The 16657-nt window shown below is 74.0% G+C and carries 17 protein-coding genes; 8 read left to right on the top strand and 9 right to left on the bottom strand.

Annotated features, from left to right (window positions below; all coding sequences use genetic code 11):
* Nucleotides 1-253 precede the first annotated feature (253 nt).
* Together K1J57_RS20445 and K1J57_RS20440 are read left to right on the top strand one after the other, a co-directional pair.
* Complete coding sequence (locus K1J57_RS20445) at nt 254-925, top strand: TrkA family potassium uptake protein (RefSeq protein WP_220560181.1); 672 nt, start codon at nt 254-256, stop codon at nt 923-925.
* A 2-nt stretch (nt 926-927) separates the two neighbouring features.
* The gene (locus tag K1J57_RS20440; protein ID WP_220560180.1) at nt 928-1611 is read left to right on the top strand and encodes a TrkA family potassium uptake protein; all 684 of its coding nucleotides are present in this window, start codon (nt 928-930) and stop codon (nt 1609-1611) included.
* Nucleotides 1612-1685: 74 nt separating this feature from the next.
* Here the strand turns inward: K1J57_RS20440 and K1J57_RS20435 are convergent, their stop codons facing one another.
* Nucleotides 1686-2420: a DUF3159 domain-containing protein gene (locus K1J57_RS20435; RefSeq protein ID WP_220560179.1), complete on the bottom strand. Its 735-nt coding sequence runs from the start codon at nt 2418-2420 to the stop codon at nt 1686-1688.
* 278 nt (nt 2421-2698) lie between these two features.
* Between K1J57_RS20435 and K1J57_RS20430 the strand changes: the two genes are divergently transcribed.
* Nucleotides 2699-3799: a serpin family protein gene (locus K1J57_RS20430; protein WP_255646445.1), complete on the top strand. Its 1101-nt coding sequence runs from the start codon at nt 2699-2701 to the stop codon at nt 3797-3799.
* Nucleotides 3800-3845: 46 nt separating this feature from the next.
* The gene (locus K1J57_RS20425) at nt 3846-5015 is read left to right on the top strand and encodes a serpin family protein (RefSeq protein WP_220560178.1); all 1170 of its coding nucleotides are present in this window, start codon (nt 3846-3848) and stop codon (nt 5013-5015) included.
* A gap of 37 nt (nt 5016-5052) precedes the next feature.
* Here the strand turns inward: K1J57_RS20425 and K1J57_RS20420 are convergent, their stop codons facing one another.
* The 4 genes from K1J57_RS20420 to valS all read right to left on the bottom strand — a co-directional run bounded on the left by K1J57_RS20420 (nt 5053) and on the right by valS (nt 10205).
* The gene (locus tag K1J57_RS20420) at nt 5053-5781 is read right to left on the bottom strand and encodes a PIG-L deacetylase family protein (RefSeq protein WP_220560177.1); all 729 of its coding nucleotides are present in this window, start codon (nt 5779-5781) and stop codon (nt 5053-5055) included.
* A 79-nt stretch (nt 5782-5860) separates the two neighbouring features.
* Entirely contained in the window at nt 5861-6715 is an 855-nt protein-coding gene (locus K1J57_RS20415; protein WP_220560176.1) for a DUF3710 domain-containing protein, read from the bottom strand.
* 57 nt (nt 6716-6772) lie between these two features.
* Nucleotides 6773-7249: a dUTP diphosphatase gene (dut, locus tag K1J57_RS20410; RefSeq protein WP_220560175.1), complete on the bottom strand. Its 477-nt coding sequence runs from the start codon at nt 7247-7249 to the stop codon at nt 6773-6775.
* A 370-nt stretch (nt 7250-7619) separates the two neighbouring features.
* Nucleotides 7620-10205 (bottom strand): valine--tRNA ligase, encoded by a 2586-nt coding sequence (gene valS / locus K1J57_RS20405; RefSeq protein ID WP_220560174.1) that lies wholly within the window; start codon nt 10203-10205, stop codon nt 7620-7622.
* A gap of 223 nt (nt 10206-10428) precedes the next feature.
* Between valS and K1J57_RS20400 the strand changes: the two genes are divergently transcribed.
* Entirely contained in the window at nt 10429-10707 is a 279-nt protein-coding gene (locus tag K1J57_RS20400) for a DUF4235 domain-containing protein (RefSeq protein ID WP_220560173.1), read from the top strand.
* A 163-nt stretch (nt 10708-10870) separates the two neighbouring features.
* Here the strand turns inward: K1J57_RS20400 and K1J57_RS20395 are convergent, their stop codons facing one another.
* The 3 genes from K1J57_RS20395 to K1J57_RS20385 form a co-directional block, all read right to left on the bottom strand.
* Nucleotides 10871-11167, bottom strand: coding sequence for a DUF4193 domain-containing protein (locus tag K1J57_RS20395; RefSeq protein ID WP_220565672.1), 297 nt, complete (start codon nt 11165-11167; stop codon nt 10871-10873).
* Nucleotides 11168-11673: 506 nt separating this feature from the next.
* Complete coding sequence (locus tag K1J57_RS20390) at nt 11674-12891, bottom strand: cell wall metabolism sensor histidine kinase WalK (protein ID WP_220565671.1); 1218 nt, start codon at nt 12889-12891, stop codon at nt 11674-11676.
* A gap of 68 nt (nt 12892-12959) precedes the next feature.
* The gene (locus K1J57_RS20385) at nt 12960-13613 is read right to left on the bottom strand and encodes a response regulator transcription factor (RefSeq protein WP_220565670.1); all 654 of its coding nucleotides are present in this window, start codon (nt 13611-13613) and stop codon (nt 12960-12962) included.
* Between the two features lie 690 nt (nt 13614-14303).
* Between K1J57_RS20385 and K1J57_RS20380 the strand changes: the two genes are divergently transcribed.
* The gene (locus tag K1J57_RS20380; RefSeq protein ID WP_220560172.1) at nt 14304-14465 is read left to right on the top strand and encodes a hypothetical protein; all 162 of its coding nucleotides are present in this window, start codon (nt 14304-14306) and stop codon (nt 14463-14465) included.
* A 98-nt stretch (nt 14466-14563) separates the two neighbouring features.
* On the opposite strand, the gene K1J57_RS20375 is transcribed toward K1J57_RS20380, so the two are convergent.
* On the bottom strand, nt 14564-15379 hold the full coding sequence (locus K1J57_RS20375; RefSeq protein ID WP_220560171.1) for an inositol monophosphatase family protein: 816 nt from the start codon (nt 15377-15379) through the stop codon (nt 14564-14566).
* A 179-nt stretch (nt 15380-15558) separates the two neighbouring features.
* Between K1J57_RS20375 and K1J57_RS20370 the strand changes: the two genes are divergently transcribed.
* Both K1J57_RS20370 and K1J57_RS20365 read left to right on the top strand, forming a co-directional pair.
* On the top strand, nt 15559-16203 hold the full coding sequence (locus K1J57_RS20370) for a VOC family protein (RefSeq protein WP_220560170.1): 645 nt from the start codon (nt 15559-15561) through the stop codon (nt 16201-16203).
* Nucleotides 16200-16652: a GNAT family N-acetyltransferase gene (locus tag K1J57_RS20365; protein ID WP_220560169.1), complete on the top strand. Its 453-nt coding sequence runs from the start codon at nt 16200-16202 to the stop codon at nt 16650-16652. Before K1J57_RS20370 ends, K1J57_RS20365 begins: the two co-directional genes overlap by 4 nt.
* Nucleotides 16653-16657: the final 5 nt, after the last annotated feature.

Here is a 16657-nt window from a genome sequence, read left to right as displayed (position 1 = left end):
GAGCGCTGCGGGGCGCCCCGGGGTGCGCGTCGGCGCACGTCCCGCGGGTGACCTGCGCGCACGGCCACCGACCGCCCCAATCTACCGCCACCGCGGGCCGGATCCGGTCACGCCGGGCGCGCGGGGCCCGGCCGGCCCCGCCGGTGTCGGCCCGAGCGCACGGGACGGTGGCCCGATGTGCCAAGGTGTCACTGAGAGGGCACGGGCGACCCCCGGGCCCGGGAGGCGCTGTTTCGACGGGAGTGCGGGCGAGGTGCACATCGTGATCATGGGGTGCGGCCGCGTGGGGTCCACGCTGGCGCACACACTGGTGGACCTGGGGCACACGGTGGCGGTGATCGACCAGGACCCCGAGGCGTTCCGGAGACTGCGCGGGGACACCGCCAAGCACGCGGTCCGGGGGCTCGGGCACGACCGGGAGGTGCTGTTGGCCGCCGGTATCGACCGGGCCCGGGCGTTCGCCGCGGTGAGCAACGGGGACAACTCCAACATCATCGCGGCCCGGGTGGCGCGCGAGACGTTCGGGGTGGAGCACGTGGTGGCGCGGATCTACGACCCGCGCCGCGCGGAGGTGTACCAGCGGCTGGGCATCCCCACCGTGGCGACGGTGCGGTGGACGGCGGACGCGATCCTGCGCCGGATGGTGCCGGGGGACGACCGCCTGACCGCGGGCCCGGAGTGGCAGGACGCCTCGGGGACGCTGGCGATGACCGAGGTCGCCCTGCCCGACGGGTGGGCGGGGCGGCCGGTCGCCGAGGTGGAGCGGAGGGCGCCTCTGCGGGTGGTGTACCTGGCCCGCAGCGGACGGATCGTACTGGCCGGCGCGGAGGTGGTCCTGGAGGAGGGCGACGTGCTGCACGCCGTGGCCGACACCCGGGACCTGGACGGCCTGGCAGCGCGGCTGCACGGCGACGGGGAGGTGTAGCGATGCGCGTCGCGATCGCGGGTGCCGGGAGCGTGGGGCGCTCCATCGCCACGGAGCTGGCGGGCAACGGGCACGACGTCCTGCTCATCGACCGGGACACCCGGGCGATCGGGGTGGACGACCTGCCGCAGGTGGAGTGGCTGCTGGCGGACGCCTGCGAGCTGTCCACACTGGAGGACGCCCGGCTGGGCGACTTCGACGTGGTGGTCGCGGCCAGCAGCGACGACAAGGTGAACCTGGTCGTGTCCCTGCTGGCCAAGACCGAGTTCGGGGTGGGCCGGGTGATCGCCCGGATCAACGACCCCGTCAACGAGTGGCTGTTCAACGACTCGTGGGGGGTGGACCTGGCGGTGTCGCCGCCGCGGCTGATCGCGGACCTGGTGGAGGACGACCCGCAGGAGGAGTCCTTCGACGAGGACGCCCTGCCGCCGCTGCCGGGCGCGGAGATCGCCGAGTCGGTGCTGCACGCGCGCAGCCCGTTCGCGGGGCGGTCCGAGAGCGAGCTGGCCGCGGTGCTGCCCGAGGGCGTGGCGCTGGTCGCGGTGGTGGGCCCGGGCGGGGTGCGCGCGCCCGAGCCCGAGCGGGTGCTGTCGGTGGGCGACACCGTGGTGTTCCTGGCCGAGCCCGATTCGCTGGGACCGCTGGAGGAGCTCCTGGACCCGGCGGGCGAGGGGTCCGGGACCTGAGCCGGGGCGCGCCCGCCGGGCGCGCCCCTGTGCCCGTGTCGGCCAGGGCCCGTGCCCGTGTCGACCCGGCCCGGTCAGTCCCGGTCGGCGGGCCGCCCGGACAGCGGGGTGCGGCCGCGGGCGAGCACCCACACCATCGCGGCGAACGCCGCGACCTGGAGCGGCCAGCCCATGGCGACCTTGGACAGGCCCAGCGCCGCGAACGTGTTCGCCCCGCCGTAGGTGGCGGCCGCCCACAGGGGGTACTGCACGACCACGCGCAGGACGCAGGGCAGGACCAGCAGCCAGGTGAGCTTGGACGCCAGCGAGACCACCGCGGGGTTCTCGCGCCAGGAGGTGAAGTCCTCCTTGTGCCCGATGAACGGGCCGATCATCAGGCCGATGGCGGGCCAGCGCACCAGCACCGACAGGCTCAGCACCAGCGCGTAGACGGCGTTGTAGATGATGCCGGGCAGGAAGGCGTCGGCGGCGTTGCCGCTGCGCATCGCGAAGACCGCGGCGATGCCGATGCCGAACAGGCTGGTGACGACGTACTGCACCGAGGAGCGCTGGACCAGCCGCAGCACGCCCAGCAGCAGGGCCGCGACCACTCCCAGGCCGATCGACAGGCGCAGGTCCGAGCCGATGATGTAGGAGACGGTGAAGGTCAGGGTCGGGACGGCCGCCTCGACCATCCCCCGCTTGCCGCCCAGCGCCTTGGCCAGCTGGGAGCGGACCAGCGCCTCGACCGTCTCCTCGGTCACCGCCGGGGGCCGCTGCTCCTCGGGCTCCCGTCCGGTGTCCCCATCGGCGCGCTGCTGCTCAGTCATCTGCTCCCGGTCCGCTCCGCGTCGTCGGTACCGTCCCCGGGCGGGGGACGCACGGTCATGATGCCCCAGACTACGCGACGCCCGTCCGCTCCCCCGGCCCCGGCCGGGCGGCTATCGGCCGGTTCGTCCGTGTGAGCGGCGGTTGGTCCGCGGGGCTTCTCACCGATTTCTCACCGGCCGGGGGACGGCCCCTCCGCCCGGCCCGGACGGGCGGCCCTGGCCTGCGGCGTCGGCACTCCGTACGCTGGCCCCGGAGAACCACCGATCCGAGGAGCCCGATGTCGCCCATCCCCCTCCCCCGGAGGGACCACCTGGAGTTCGCCGCCGCCATGGACCGGGAACTGATCCATCCCGGCACCTCCCACGTGTGGTCGCCCCACTCGGTCGGCACCGTCCTGGCCCTGCTGGCCTCGGGTTCGTCCCACCGGACCCTGGCCCAGATCGTCTCCCTGATCGGCCGCGACTTCGCCGGGCAGCTGCTCGACCTGGACTCCTCGGTGGCCCCCGAGCCGGGCCTGGACCTGGCCGTGCTCAACGGCCTGTACGTCCCCCGGGACCTACCGCTGCGCCGGACGTTCGTGGACCACGTGCGCGCCCGGGGCGGCGCGGAGATCGCCAACGTCGACTTCCGGGGCGACACCGAGGGGGTGCGCCGGTACATCAACGGCCGGGTCGCCCAGGTGACCCGCGGCCTCATCGACCAGCTGCTGCCACCGGGGCTGCCGCCCCCCGACGTCCGCCTGCTGCTGGTCAACGCCCTGTGGGTGAAGATGGTCTGGCAGGAGTCGTTCAAGCCCTCCCGTACCAAGCCCGTGCCGTTCCGGGCGCCGGGCGGGAGCAGACCGGTGGCCACCATGCACCGCACCGCCAGGCTGCCGCTGGCCCGCGCGCACGGGTGGAGCCTGGTCAGCCTCGCCGGGGGGCACGGCCTGTACCTGGACGTGCTGCTGCCCGACACCGCCGCCCCCACACCGCCGCCGCTGGCCCCGGAGCTGCTGTCCGCCCTGTACCGGGCCCAGGCCCCGACGATGACGAAGCTGGCCCTGCCCCGGTTCACCGTGCGCACCAGCGTGTCCCTGCTGGGCCCCCTGACGCGGCTGGGCGTGGAGGAGATGGTCGGCGGCCGGGCGCGGTTCGACGCCATCAGCCCCGAGCCGCTGGCGGTGAGCGAGATCCTGCACCAGGCCGTGCTGCGCGTGGACGAGAAGGGCGCCGAGGGGGCCGCCGCCACCGGCGTGATCATGATGCGCGCGGGCCTGCCCTCCCGGCCGGTGGAGTTCACCGTGGACCGGCCCTTCGTGTTCGCCCTGCGCCGCGGCGCCTCGATCCTCTTCATGGGCCGGGTCACCGACCCCGTCGACCCCGGACCCGCCGCCTGACCCCGCCCGCCGCCCGATCCCGTCCCTCCCCACGAGAAGGCCCGCCATGACACCAGAGCTCGACCCCGACCACCTCCGTTTCGCGCTGTCCCTGGAGGACTCCCTGGCCGAACCGGCCGCCTCGCACGTGTGGTCCCCGCACTCGGCGGCCACGGCGCTCTCCCTGCTCGCCGCCGGGGCCTCCGGGGAGGTGCTCGCGGCGCTGACCCGCCTGCTGGCGGGGGCCGGCGGCTCCCTGGGAACGCACACCGCCGCCCTGGACGCGGCGGTGTCGGCCGAGGCCCCCGGCGAAGGCCCGCCGGACGGGTGGACCCCTCCCGGACAGGAGGTCCCGCCGCTGGAGCTGGTGTCGGTGAACGACCTGTACGTGCGGGCCGGGCAGGCCGTCCTGCCCGGGTTCGCCGCGGCGCTGGCCGAGCGCCCCTCCTCGGCGGTGCGCCACGCGGACTTCGCCGGCGCGCCGGAGAAGGTGCGCCAGGAGATCAACGCCTCCGTCGCCGAGACCACCCGGGGGATGATCCCCGACCTGCTCCCGGCCGGGTCCGTCACGGCGGGAACCCGGTCCGTGCTGCTCAACGCCCTGTGGGCGCGGCTGGTGTGGATCTCCCCGTTCGACCCGGAGAACACCGCGGAGCGGGTGTTCCACACCCCCGGCGGCGACCGGCGGGTGCCCACCATGCGACAGACGGAGCACTTCCCGGTGGCGGAGGCCGCGGGGCTGCGCATGCTCACCCTGTCCGGGCACCACGGGCTGCACCTGGACATCGTCCTGTCCGGTGACGGCGCCGTCGCGGCCCCGGTGCTGACCGCCGGAACGTACCGGGCGCTGCTGGAGGCACGCCGCCCGGAACGGGTGGAGGTCACCCTGCCGCGCTTCCGGGTGGAGAGCGGTTTCGAGCTGCTGCCGCTGCTGCCCGGCCTGGCGGCCGTCGCGGGCGGCCCCGGCGGCGATCTGAGCGGGATCACCGGCGACCCGTTCCAGGTGGACGCGATCATCCACCGGGCGGTGCTCAACGTGGACGAGGTCGGCGCGGAGGGGGCCGCGGCGACCGCCGTGATGATGGTCCTGGGGGCGATGCCGCAGCGGCCCCGGGAGTTCCACGTGGACCGGCCGTTCGCGTTCGTCCTGCGCCGCGGTTCCGCCGCGCTCTTCCTGGGCCGGATCACCGACCCCGAGGACCCCGGGCCGGCGCGGACGCCCGACCCCACCCTGTGAACGCGGTCCGGCCCGCACGGCGCGGGCCGGACCCGCCTCAGGCCTCGAACACCTCGAACCCGGTGGCGAGCGGCACTCCCGCCCACTCCCCCGCCATCGCGGCGGCCTGCGGTAGGAACGACTTCTGGTCGAAACCGTCCAGGTTGGCGAGGTAGACCTCGTGGGCGTCCAGGGAGGCCACCCCGGCCGCCAGGTCGTCCTCGCCCAGTTCGACGAAGTGGGCGGCCCTCGGCGAGGCGCCGAAGGCGACGAACCGCACCCCGGACCAGGGCTCCAGCCCGTCGGTGAGCTGCTCGGTGAAGACCCACCGGTTGGCGGCGTCGCGGACGGCGTCGAGCAGGGCGGGGCCCAGCACCCGGTGGTCGGCGTGGTTGAAGCCGCTCCCCCCGGCGAAGTGCTCGCGGAAGTTGATCGAGACGATCACCTCGGGCCGGTGCCGGCGGATCGCCTCGGCCAGGGCGCGGCGCAGCGGGAGCCCGTACTCCAGCAGGCCGTCGGGGAAGTCGAGGAACTCCACATCGGCCCCCACCACGGCCGCCGAGGCGCGCTGCTCGGCCATCCTCAGCGGGGCGCACTCCCGGGGCGCCAGGCTGTCGATGCCCGCCTCCCCGCGGGTGACCATGAGTTCGGTGACCTCCTTGCCCTGGCGGGTCCAGCGGGCGATCGCCGAGGAGCAGCCGAATTCCAGGTCGTCGGGGTGGGCGACCACGGCCAAGGCCCGGGTCCAGTCCTCCGGCAGGGGCACGGGTGCGCTGTCGTTCGTCATGGCCCCACCCTACGGCGGCGCCGCCCCGGACACGGGAACGCCCCGGAGCCGGGGCTCCGGGGCGGTTCCGCGGTGTCCGTCAGGCCTGTCCGGAGCCGTTGGGCGAGGCGCCCGGGGCGTCGGGCCGCGTCCCGTTGGGCGTGGTCCCCGGCGTACCCTGCCCGTTGGCCCGGCGGGCCTGGGCCTGCTGGGCGGCGCGCGCCTGGGCGACCTTGGCCATCTGCTCCTGGACCTGCTTGGGCACGGTGATCGGCAGCAGCTCTCCGGGCGGGACGGGCTGGTCGCCGCGCGCCACGACGACGTCGGAGAACAGCTTCTCCACCTCGGCCATCACCTCCGGCTTGGCGGCGCCCTCACCGCGGATCACACCGCGCAGCACCCAGCGCGGCCCGTCCACGCCGATGAACCGGACCCGCTGGGCCAGCTGGCGGCCGTCCTCGGTGGTCCGGCCGGGCACCGGGACCAGGGCCTTGAGCTCGGGGCCGAAGGTGCCGTCGTGGTCCTCGACCTTGCCGCCCTGCTTCTGGACCTGCTCGCGCAGCTCCTCGCGCATCTCGTCCCACAGGCCGGACGACTTGGGGGCCGCGAAGGCCTGCACCTGGACGGCGCTCTTGCCGCGCACCAGGGTCACGCCGATGGCCTTCTGCTTGCCCTGGGCGTCCTGGGCCACGTTGACCTGGATCTCGGTGCCCTGCTCCTGGGGCACCCGGATCCCGCCCAGGTCCATGCGCTTCAGCTCGGGCGCCTCCTCGGCGGCGTCCCACGGCCCGTTGGACCGGTACCGGTCGGCCTCCTTGACGGGTTCGCCGCCGGGATCCGCCGCGGCCCCGGGGTGCACCTCGTTGTCGAAGGAGACGGCACCGGCCGCGCCCTGACGGGGAGCACCGGCTCTGCCGTCCTCTTCTTTCCGCTTCTTGCGGCGGCGTCCAAACACGCCCTCACCTCTTCGTTCTCCGTTGGTCCCGGGGTCGCACCGGGTCGGGGACGTACGTCACCGCAGTGCGGCGCTGCCCCCGGTCGAACCGAAACCGCCCGCTCCGCGCGCCGATCCGGGCAGCGTGTCCGCCTCGACGAACACGGCCCGCTCCACGCGCTGGACCACCAACTGCGCGATCCGGTCGCCCCGGGTGAGTTTCACGGGGTCCGCGGAGTCGGTGTTGAGCAGGGTCACCTTGATCTCGCCCCGGTACCCGGCGTCCACGGTGCCCGGGGCGTTGACGATCGTGAGACCGCAGCGCGCCGCCAGACCCGACCGGGGGTGCACGAAGGCCGCGTACCCGTCCGGCAGGGCGATGGCCAGGCCGGTGGGGACGGTGGCCCGCTCCCCGGGCGCGAGGACGACGTCCACGGCGGTGTACAGGTCGGCTCCCGCATCCTGGGGATGCGCGTACTCGGGCAGGGGAAGGCCGGGGTCGAGGCGGTGGACCGTGATCGGGATCCGGCCGCCCTCCGGGGATGCGCTACTCACATTCGCCGAGCCTATCGCCCCCGGGGCGCTGCCCCGGCGTTCGACGGCGCCCCCGGGCGCCTTCCGTCCCGCTCCGGCGGGACCGCCGCCGCCGGGAACGCGTCGCGGCCGGGGCGGTTCCCGCCCCGGCCGCGACGACGCACACCGTGTCCTTCCGACCTCCGCCGAGCCCCGGCCCGGCCGCCACCGCCCTCACGGACGGCCCGCGGCTCCGCCACCCCGCCCGGCGCCCCCGGCGGCGGGACCCCTCGGTCCCGCACCACGGTCACCGCCCGCCGAATGGCGGAGGGCCCCGACGGACGGCCCGGAACCGCGGCCTTACCGCCCCGCCCGGCACCCCCAGCGGCGCGGGGGCGCCGGCGAGCGGGTGTTACGCCTCGGGCTCCCCGGTTGTCTCGGGGAGGGTGACCTCGACGGTCAGCTCGGCGTCGTCGGTGGGCTGGAAGTCGATCCCGGAGGCCCGGCCGGCGGCGGCGATGTCGGCGGCCGCGGCCCGGGCGGCCTCGACGCGCTTGCCGGTGACCCGGACCCGCTCGACCTCGGCCCGCATGGACAGCTTGGCCTCGGACTTGGCCTTGCGGACGGCCCGCAGGACCTCGGCGGTGGCGGTCAGGACGACGGGGTCGCCGTCGGCGGCCGCGGCCCGGTACTCGGCGGCGTCCGGCCAGGACTGGGCGTGCAGCGAGCCCTCCTGCCACCAGCTCCAGACCTCTTCGGCCACGAAGGGGACGAAGGGGGCGAAGAGCTTGTGCAGGGCGCCCAGGGCGATGAGCAGCGCGGAGCGCGCGGACGCGCCCTCGGCGGACCCGGTGTCGTAGGCGCGGGCCTTGACCAGCTCCAGGTAGTCGTCGCAGAAGTCCCAGAAGAACCGCTCGGTGCGCTCCAGGGCCCGGGTGTGGTCGTAGGCGGTGAACGCCGCGGTGGCGTCCTCCACGACCTCGGCCAGGGTGGCGAGCATCGCGCGGTCCAGGGGCTCGGTGACGCTCGCCGGGTCGGCGACCGCGCCCTCGCCCGCGACGGACATGACGAACTTGCTGGCGTTGAGGATCTTGATGGCCAGCCGGCGGCCGACCTTCATCTGCCCCTCGTCCATGGCGGTGTCGGTGCCCAGGCGGCCGCTGGCCGCCCAGTACCGGACCGCGTCGGAGCTGTACTTCTCCAGCAGCGCCAGCGGGGTGACGACGTTGCCCTTGGACTTGGACATCTTCTTGCGGTCCGGGTCCAGGATCCAGCCGGAGATGCCGGTGGTGTGCCAGGGCAGCGTGTCGTTCTCGAAGTGGGCGCGCACGACCGTGGAGAACAGCCAGGTCCGGATGATGTCCTGGCCCTGGGGGCGGTAGTCCATCGGGAAGACGCGGCGGAACAGGTCCTCGTCGCGCTCCCAGCCGGAGGCGATCTGCGGCGACAGCGACGAGGTGGCCCAGGTGTCCATCACGTCGGGGTCGCCGGTGAACCCGTTCGGCCGGCCGCGCTGGTCCTCGGTGTACCCGGCGGGCGCCTCGGAGCTGGGGTCGACGGGCAGCTGCCGCTCGGTGGGCAGGAGGGGCTCGTCGTAGCGCGGGTTGCCGTCCGCGTCCAGCGGATACCAGACCGGGAAGGGGACGCCGAAGAAGCGCTGGCGGCTGATCAGCCAGTCGCCGTTGAGGCCCTCGACCCAGTTCTCGTAGCGGGAGCGCATGTGCTCGGGGTGCCAGGTGAGCTGACGGCCCCGCTCGACGAGCCGTCGGCGCAGGTCCTCGTCGCGGCCGCCGTTGCGGATGTACCACTGGCGGGTGGTGACGATCTCGAGGGGCTTGTCGCCCTTCTCGTAGAACTTGACCGGGTGGGTGATGGGCTTGGGGTCGCCGACCAGGTCGCCGCTCTCGCGCAGCATCTCGACGACGCGCTCGCGGGCGGTGTGGACGGTGGCGCCGACCAGGCGGTCGTAGGCCTCGCGGGCGGCGCCGGACTCCAGGCCCGCGGGCGGGTCGGCGAGGATGCGCCCGTCCCAGCCGATGACGGGCCGGGTCTCCAGCTGGAGCTCGCGCCACCAGGTGACGTCGGTGGTGTCGCCGAAGGTGCAGATCATGGCGATGCCGGACCCCTTCTCGGGGTCGGCGAGCCGGTGCGCCTTGACGGGGACCTCCACGCCGAAGACCGGCGTGGTGACGGTGGTGCCGAAGAGGTCCTGGTACCGCTCGTCGTCGGGGTGGGCGACCAGGGCGACGCAGGCCGCGAGCAGCTCGGGGCGGGTGGTCTCGATGTGGACCGGGGCGCCGTCGGGCCGGTGGAAGGCGACCTTGTGGTAGGCGCTGGGCCGCTCGCGGTCCTCCAGCTCGGCCTGGGCGACCGCGGTGCGGAAGGTGACGTCCCACAGGGTGGGCGCCTCGGCCATGTAGGCCTCGCCGCGGGCGAGGTTGCGCAGGAAGGCGCGCTGGGCGGCGGCCCGGGAGTTGTCGTCGATGGTCGCGTAGGTGTGGCGCCAGTCGACGCTCAGGCCCAGGCGCCGCCAGATCGACTCGAAGACCTTCTCGTCCTCGGCCGTGAGCCGGTCGCACAGCTCGATGAAGTTGCGGCGGGAGACGGGGATCTGCCGCTTGGGGTCGGGCTTGGCCGGGGGCTCGAACTCCGGGTCGTAGGCGACCGACGGGTCGCAGCGGACGCCGTAGTAGTTCTGGACCCGCCGCTCGGTGGGCAGGCCGTTGTCGTCCCAGCCCATGGGGTAGAAGACGGCCTTGCCGTTCATGCGCTGGAAGCGCGCGACGGTGTCGGTGTGCGTGTACGAGAAGACGTGGCCGATGTGCAGCGACCCCGAGACCGTGGGCGGCGGGGTGTCGATGGAGTAGACGTCCTCGCGTTCGGCCGTGCGGTCGAAGTGGTAGACGCCGGACTCATCCCATACGTCGACCCACTTCGCCTCGATACCGTCCAGCGAAGGCTTGTCGGGCATGCGGAAGGAATGAGAGCGGTTGGTCATGGGGCAATGGTAGTGCGCTCCGGAGCGTGATCGCTCCTGGTTTCACGGCACGGTACGCCCTGGTGCGTCACGCTCCGGCCACCCCCCTGGGGTATCCCGTTCCGGGGCCGGGGTGCTCCCCCGGCGGGGGCCGCTCGCGTGAAAGGATCGTTGCGGTAGACCATGGGGTGGCGGGCGGTCCTCCGCCCGTGCCCGTGCACTCGACAAGAACGGTGAACGATTCATGGCTAAGAAGGACGGCGGTGAGGTCACCCCGGTCCTGTTGGGCTTCGTGGCCGGGTTCGCGGCCGAGTTCGTCATGCGCAAGGCGCTGACCTTCGCGTGGACCCGTGCGACCGGCGAGGAGCCGCCCACGGACCTGGAATCCCCGGACGTGAGCCTGGGCCGCGCCCTGGGCTGGGCGGTCGTCGCCGGCGTCGGCGTCGAGGTGGCCCGTGTCCTGGCCGTGCGCACCGCCCGCAAGGGCCTGCAGCGTACGGCCCCCGAGGTCCTGGAGGCCTGACCCTCCCCCGGGAAAGGACGACGGTGGGCGGCCCACCGCACCGTGTGATCCGTGCGGTCGGCCGTCCACCGTCGTCGGTCCGGCTCCCCGTGCGTGCGCGCCCGTCAGGGGAGGGCGCGCCGGACGCCCGTGGACGGGACGGCGCCTCGTCCGTCCCGACCTGTCAGGCGCATTCCTTGCAGACCAGCTGCCCGGCCCGCTGCTCGGCGAGCTGGCTGCGGTGGTGCACCAGGAAGCAGCGCGAGCAGGTGAACTCGTCGGCCTGACGCGGCAGCACCCGGACGGCGAGTTCCTCGCCCGACAGGTCGGCACCGGGCAGTTCCATGCCCTCCGCGACCTCGTCGGGGTCGATGTCGATCGTGCCGGTGCCCTTGTCCACGCGCCGAGCCTGCAGCTCCTGAAGGCTGTCCTCGTTGATGTCCTCGTCAGTCTTGCGCGGGCTGTCGTAGTCGGTGGCCATCTCTGCTAACTCCATCCCCCTCGTTCAGTGCCTCGTCGCGCGGGTAGTAACGCTTGAGAGACCTCGGTTGTGCCCGGTTCGGCCGATGAGTTTCCCGATCACCGGTGAACCGTGCCCCCTCCCGGGCCACCGCTCACAGGTCGGTAGCACTTTTTGCGGGACCGTGTCCGAAGGCGGCCAGATAGAGTCGCCGCTTTCGAGCCGGTTTCCCCTGGAGTACTACCCGGTATCGGGTGTCCCGTAGACCTGGAAAAGCCGTTTCGCCCACCCCGGACAAAGCGCGGATCACTCCCTCACCGCGGGCGAAAACCGAAGACATGCCCACGTCAGGAGGGATTCCCTCCGTGTCCACGCCCGAGGCAGCATACCCACCCGAGGTCGGCGCACGTGACCCGGATGGGCGTGTCTTCGGACACGTATAGATACCACGAAGCGTGGCGTGACGCAGCTTGGGCCCTATTTACCGGGCCCCGGGCGATATGTTCGGCGGGTCGAAAGGGCCCGGTTCAGCGCCGCTCGGGCGTCTCGCCCGACGGGACGGGAAGGCAGACGGTGATCACCAGTCCGCCGCCCGAGCGCGGCCACGCGGTGACCACGCCCTCGTGGGCGCGCACCACCGAGCGGACGATGGACAGGCCCAGCCCGGCGCTGCGGCCCGAGCCCACCCGGTCGCCCGAGCCGCGGCGGAACGGTTCGAAGAGGCCCTCGATCTCGTAGGCGGGGATCACCTTGCCGGAGTTCTCCACCTGCACGGCCGGGAGCCCCTCGTACAGGCCGCTGCGGACGGTGATCTCGCCGTCGGGGACGTTGTACTTGAGGGCGTTCTCCACCAGGTTGGCGACCAGGCGCTCCAGCAGGACCGGGTCGCCGACGACCACCGCCGGGCGCAGGTCCTTGCGCAGCCCCAGCCCGGAGTCGGCGACCTCCGAGGCGAACTGGCTGAGCACCGTGCCGGCCACCTCCCCCAGGTCGACGCGGGCGCGCACCTCCAGCTCGCGGTCGCTCTTGGCGAGGAAGAGCAGGCCGTCGATGAGGCGCTCGTGGCGGGCGTTGGTCTCCAGCAGGGTGCGGCCGACGGACTTCAGGTCCGGGGAGACGTCCGGGGCGCTGAGCGCCACCTCCAGCAGGGTGCGGTTGATCGCCAGGGGCGTGCGCAGCTCGTGGGAGGCGTTGGCGACGAACCTGCGCTGGCCGTCGAAGGCGCGGTCCAGGCGTTCGAGCATGCCGTCGAAGGTGTCGGCCAGCTCGCGGATCTCGTCGTCGGGGCCGGACAGGGCGATGCGCTCGTGCAGGTCGCGTTCGGAGAGCCGGCGCGCGATGCGGGTGATCTTCTGCAACGGGGACAGGGCCCGGCCCGCGACCGCGTACCCCAGGGCCACCGCGAGCAGCCCCACCAGGAGCAGCGCGAGCAGCGAGAACCGGGTGACGTGGGTGAGGACCTCCTCGATGAGGTACCCGTGCGCCGCCAGCTCGGCCGCGCTGTCCTCGCTGAGCAGGGCGTTGAGCAGGACCGCCACGATCAGGTAGTTGACCAGGACCAGCACCGAGCCCGCGGCGAAGAACAGCATCCCGTAGATGAGGGTGAGCCGGGCGCGCAGGCTGAGGTTGTCGGCGAACCGGTGGACCCGCTCGGAGGCGGCCGAGCGCTCGGCCCCCGCACGGGCCGGGTCGGCCGCGCCCAGGCGGCGCCAGGTGCCGGTGTCCCCCGGGCGGGTGGGCTCCACGCCGCCGTTGGGGTCGGCGCCCGCGGGCCGCGCCCCGACGGACCTGCCTCCGTCCGGGCCGGAGGGTCTCACAGCCGGTACCCCGCGCCGGGCACGGTCTGGATGACCGGGGGCGCGCCGAGCTTCTTGCGCAGGGTCATGACGGTGACGCGCACGACGTTGGTGAAGGGGTCGGCGTTCTCGTCCCAGGCCTTCTCCAGCAGGCCCTCGGCGCTGACCACGGTGCCCTGGGCGCGCATGAGGACCTGGAGCACCGCGAACTCCTTGGGGGTCAGGGCGATCTCGCGCCCCTCCCGGTGGACGCGGTGGTTGGCCGGGTCGAGGGTGATGCCGTGCCGCTCCAGGACCGGGGGCAGCGGCGGGGTGGAGCGCCGGGCCAGCGCCTGCACGCGGGCCACCAGCTCGGGGAAGTGGAAGGGCTTGGCCAGGTAGTCGTCGGCGCCCAGGCGCAGGCCCTCGACCTTGGCCTGGACGGTGTCGGAGGCGGTGAGCATCAGGATGCGCCCGTTGTAGCTCTCGCCGACCAGGGTGCGGGCGACGTCGTCGCCGTGGGTGCCGGGCAGGTCGCGGTCCAGGACGACCACGTCGTAGTCGTTGACCGCGGTGTGCTCCAGGGCGGTGTCGCCGTCATAGACCACGTCCACGGCCATGGCCTCGCGGCGCAGGCCCACCGCGACGGCGTCGGCCAGGACACGCTCGTCTTCGACCACGAGTACACGCAACGTCAAGTCCTCTTCGGTACCTGGGAAAAAGGGGCCGCTGCCGGCGCATCCCCCAACACACCGGCAGCGGCGTTCTCGGTCCCGGCCGCGTCAACCGTTCTCTCACGGCGGGGGTAAGGAGACGGTAAACCCGCCGCGCCGTCGGCGCGAACCGGACCTCGTCCTCACCCCGCGCCGGGACGGGCGCTGGGCCGGGAGTCTCGCGACCCCCTTTGTGCGCGGGGCGTCGCCGTCGGCGAATCCCCCAACCGCCGACGGCGACGTAACCCCGCACATCTCGAATCTGACACATCAAGAATAAGAAACAAGTAAGCCCCGGGCTTTACCCGCGGATGTGTCATGGGACACGTGGCGCGGGCGGCCGGGAGAGCGGCCCGGCCGTGCGCGGCGGCCGCCGCGGGACGCCTGGCTCCACCCCTGCCCACAGGGGCTTTTCCATCCTGCGGAAGGACCCCGCGGCCGCGGGTCCGGTCACGGAAACATCACGCGCGGGGGCCGGTGGTTTGACGTGGGTCACAGTGCGGTAGACGTAAGTGGCACGCGCGGAACCGGGCCGGGAGGCCGGGCCGCGACGTGTTCGCATGTCACAGGGACGTGACCACATCACATTGCGCACGCACGGCGACGTGCGCGACACCGATCGCGACCGGAGTGCGGGAGTCCTCCGGTCCTACCCCTGGAAGAGGTGCAATGGGCGAGTTCTTCGCGGAGATCAAGGTCCGTATCAACGAGACCCGCGGTGCGCTCCAGTCGGCGCAGGCCGTCGGCGACGAGTTCCTCATCGACACCCACACGTCGGAGCTCGAGGACCTGTACCGCATCGCGGCTCGCAACGGCATCGACTGCGCCTGAGCCGACGCCCGGATCCCCCCGGACCGGGACGCGGCCCGTCGGGTCGACGGGGGCGCGGCGGAACACCCGTTCCGCCGCGCCCCCGCGCGCGTTCGCCGTCAGTCGCGGTCGGCGCCCAGCGGCGCCAGCAGGGCGTCCAGGGCGTCGTACAGCTCCGGGCGCGCCGCGATGACCAGGTCGTTGGCGGGCGGGCCGCCGTGCAGGCCGCCCACCCGGATCCCCGCCTCCGAGGCGATCAGGCCGGGCGCGGCCCAGTCCCACGGGTTCAGTCCGCGCTCGTAGAACGCGTTGGCCCGCCCCGCCGCCAGCCCGGTGAGGTCGACGGCGGCCGAGCCGCCGCGGCGGATGTCGCGGATGTGCGGGACGACCTCCACCAGCACGCGTGCCTGCTGCACGCGGCGCTCGGGGAAGTAGCCGAAGCCGGTGGCCACCAGCGCCTGTTCCAGGGGGACCGCCGGCGGGGCCTGGAGCGGTTCGCCGTTGCACCGCGAGCCCTCGCCCAGCACGGCCTCGTACAGCTCGCCGCGCCGCGGCACGTTCACCGCGGCCGCGACCACCACGCCGTCGACCTCGGCGGCGATGGCCACGCCCCAGTCGGGCTGTCCGTACAGGTAGTTGACGGTGCCGTCGATGGGGTCGACCACCCAGCGCACCCCGCTGCCGCCGTCGCCGCCCGCCTCACCGCCCTCCTCGCCCAGGATCGCGTCGTCGGGGCGGACCGCCAGCAGCCGGGAGCGGATGAGCTCCTCGGTGGCCCGGTCCATCTTCGTGACGACGTCGGTGGGGCTCGACTTGGTGTCGAGCACGGTGACTCCCGCCTGCCCCTCGGCCGCGAGCCCGCCCGCCTCGGTCGCCACCCGCACGGCCAGGTCGCGCAGGGCCCTCGGGTCGGGTGTGGTGTGGATACCGGTCACTGCTCCGCTCTCCGCATTCGGATGTGGGTCGGTCCGCACTCTACGCCGCCCGGGCGGACTCCGCCGAACGCCGCGTGCGGGCGGTCCCGGGGGCCGCGGAAAACCGGTTGCCCCGGCGCCGCCGCCGTCGGTAGGACGGTCCGGACGACCGAGGGGACGGGACCGCGATGTTCTGCTGGATGGATCTCAAGACGCACGACGTCGGGGCGACGGCGGGGTTCCTCGCGGCCCTGCTCGGCTGGGAGTGCGCCGTGGCCCGGGAGGACCCCCGCCGGGCGACGTCGGTGTACGCGGAGGGGGTGCGGATCGGCGGTGTGAGCGACCTGTCCCGGCCGCCGTACCCGCCGGGCCTGCCCGCCCACGTCGCCTACTACGTGGCGGTCGACGACGCCGACGGGCGCACGGCGGCGGCCGAGGCCGCGGGGGCGCGGGTGGTCGTCGAGCCGTTCGACGCGGGCGGCCTGGGGCGCGTGGCCACGCTGGTGGACCCCGTGGGCGCGGCGGTGTCCCTGTGGGAGGGACGCTCCTTCCGGGGGTGGACCCGGCCCCGGAACATGCTGCTCACCTGCGCCGAGCCGGAGCGGGCGGCGGACTTCTACACCCGCGTCCTGGGCGGGGTGCCGCGCGGGGCGTCGATCGCGCGCGGGGACGCCGCGCCCGCCTGGGAACTCGTGCTCGCCGATCGGGACCCCGCGGCCCTGGCCGGCCCCGCCCGCGAACGGGGCGGCTCGGTCGTGCGGGAGGACGGCGTGGCCCGCCTGCGCTCCGCCGAGGGGCTGTCCTTCGTGCTCGGCGCTCCCGGCACCGCTCGGAGCGCGGTATGAGCGGCGGGGTGGTGCTGAGGCGTGCGGGGGCCGCCGACGCGGAGGCCATGGCGGGGGTGTGGCTGCGCTCCTTCGCCGCGGCCCTGCCCACGGTGCGCCGCGCGCACGGGGACGACGCGGTACGCGCCTGGTTCGCGCAGGTGGTGGTGCCCGGGCGGGAGTGCTGGGTCTGCACCGCGGACGAGCGGGTCGTGGGGCTCCTGGTCCTGGACGGCGACGCGCTGGACCAGCTCTACCTGGACCCCGAGTGGCGGGGCCGGGGCCTGGGCGACCGGCTGGTGCGCCTGGCGCAGCGGCGCCGCCCCGGGGGCCTGGAGCTGTGGACGTTCCGGGTCAACGGGCCCGCGCGGCGCTTCTACGAGAGGCACGGCTTCACGGCCGCGGAGGAGACCGACGGATCGCGCAACGAGGAGCGCGAACCCGACGTGCGGTACGTCTGGCGCCCCTGAGGGGC

Origin of the sequence: Nocardiopsis sp. MT53 (genome assembly GCF_019598965.1) — a bacterium.
Taxonomy (GTDB): Bacteria; Actinomycetota; Actinomycetes; order Streptosporangiales; family Streptosporangiaceae; genus Nocardiopsis; species Nocardiopsis changdeensis.
This window is presented reverse-complemented; position numbering and strand designations above follow the sequence as displayed.

Bases quoted from the DNA above. Each gene is read 5' to 3' on its own strand.
- K1J57_RS20420 (WP_220560177.1), bottom strand. From the start codon at position 5,781: ATGACGAACGACAGCGCACCCGTGCCCCTGCCGGAGGACTGGACCCGG.
- K1J57_RS20440 (WP_220560180.1), top strand. From the start codon at position 928: ATGCGCGTCGCGATCGCGGGTGCCGGGAGCGTGGGGCGCTCCATCGCC.
- K1J57_RS20370 (WP_220560170.1), top strand. From the start codon at position 15,559: ATGGATCTCAAGACGCACGACGTCGGGGCGACGGCGGGGTTCCTCGCG.
- K1J57_RS20435 (WP_220560179.1), bottom strand. From the start codon at position 2,420: ATGACTGAGCAGCAGCGCGCCGATGGGGACACCGGACGGGAGCCCGAG.
- K1J57_RS20400 (WP_220560173.1), top strand. From the start codon at position 10,429: ATGGCTAAGAAGGACGGCGGTGAGGTCACCCCGGTCCTGTTGGGCTTC.
- K1J57_RS20425 (WP_220560178.1), top strand. From the start codon at position 3,846: ATGACACCAGAGCTCGACCCCGACCACCTCCGTTTCGCGCTGTCCCTG.
- valS (WP_220560174.1), bottom strand. From the start codon at position 10,205: ATGACCAACCGCTCTCATTCCTTCCGCATGCCCGACAAGCCTTCGCTG.
- K1J57_RS20395 (WP_220565672.1), bottom strand. From the start codon at position 11,167: ATGGCCACCGACTACGACAGCCCGCGCAAGACTGACGAGGACATCAAC.
- K1J57_RS20365 (WP_220560169.1), top strand. From the start codon at position 16,200: ATGAGCGGCGGGGTGGTGCTGAGGCGTGCGGGGGCCGCCGACGCGGAG.
- K1J57_RS20380 (WP_220560172.1), top strand. From the start codon at position 14,304: ATGGGCGAGTTCTTCGCGGAGATCAAGGTCCGTATCAACGAGACCCGC.
- K1J57_RS20430 (WP_255646445.1), top strand. From the start codon at position 2,699: ATGTCGCCCATCCCCCTCCCCCGGAGGGACCACCTGGAGTTCGCCGCC.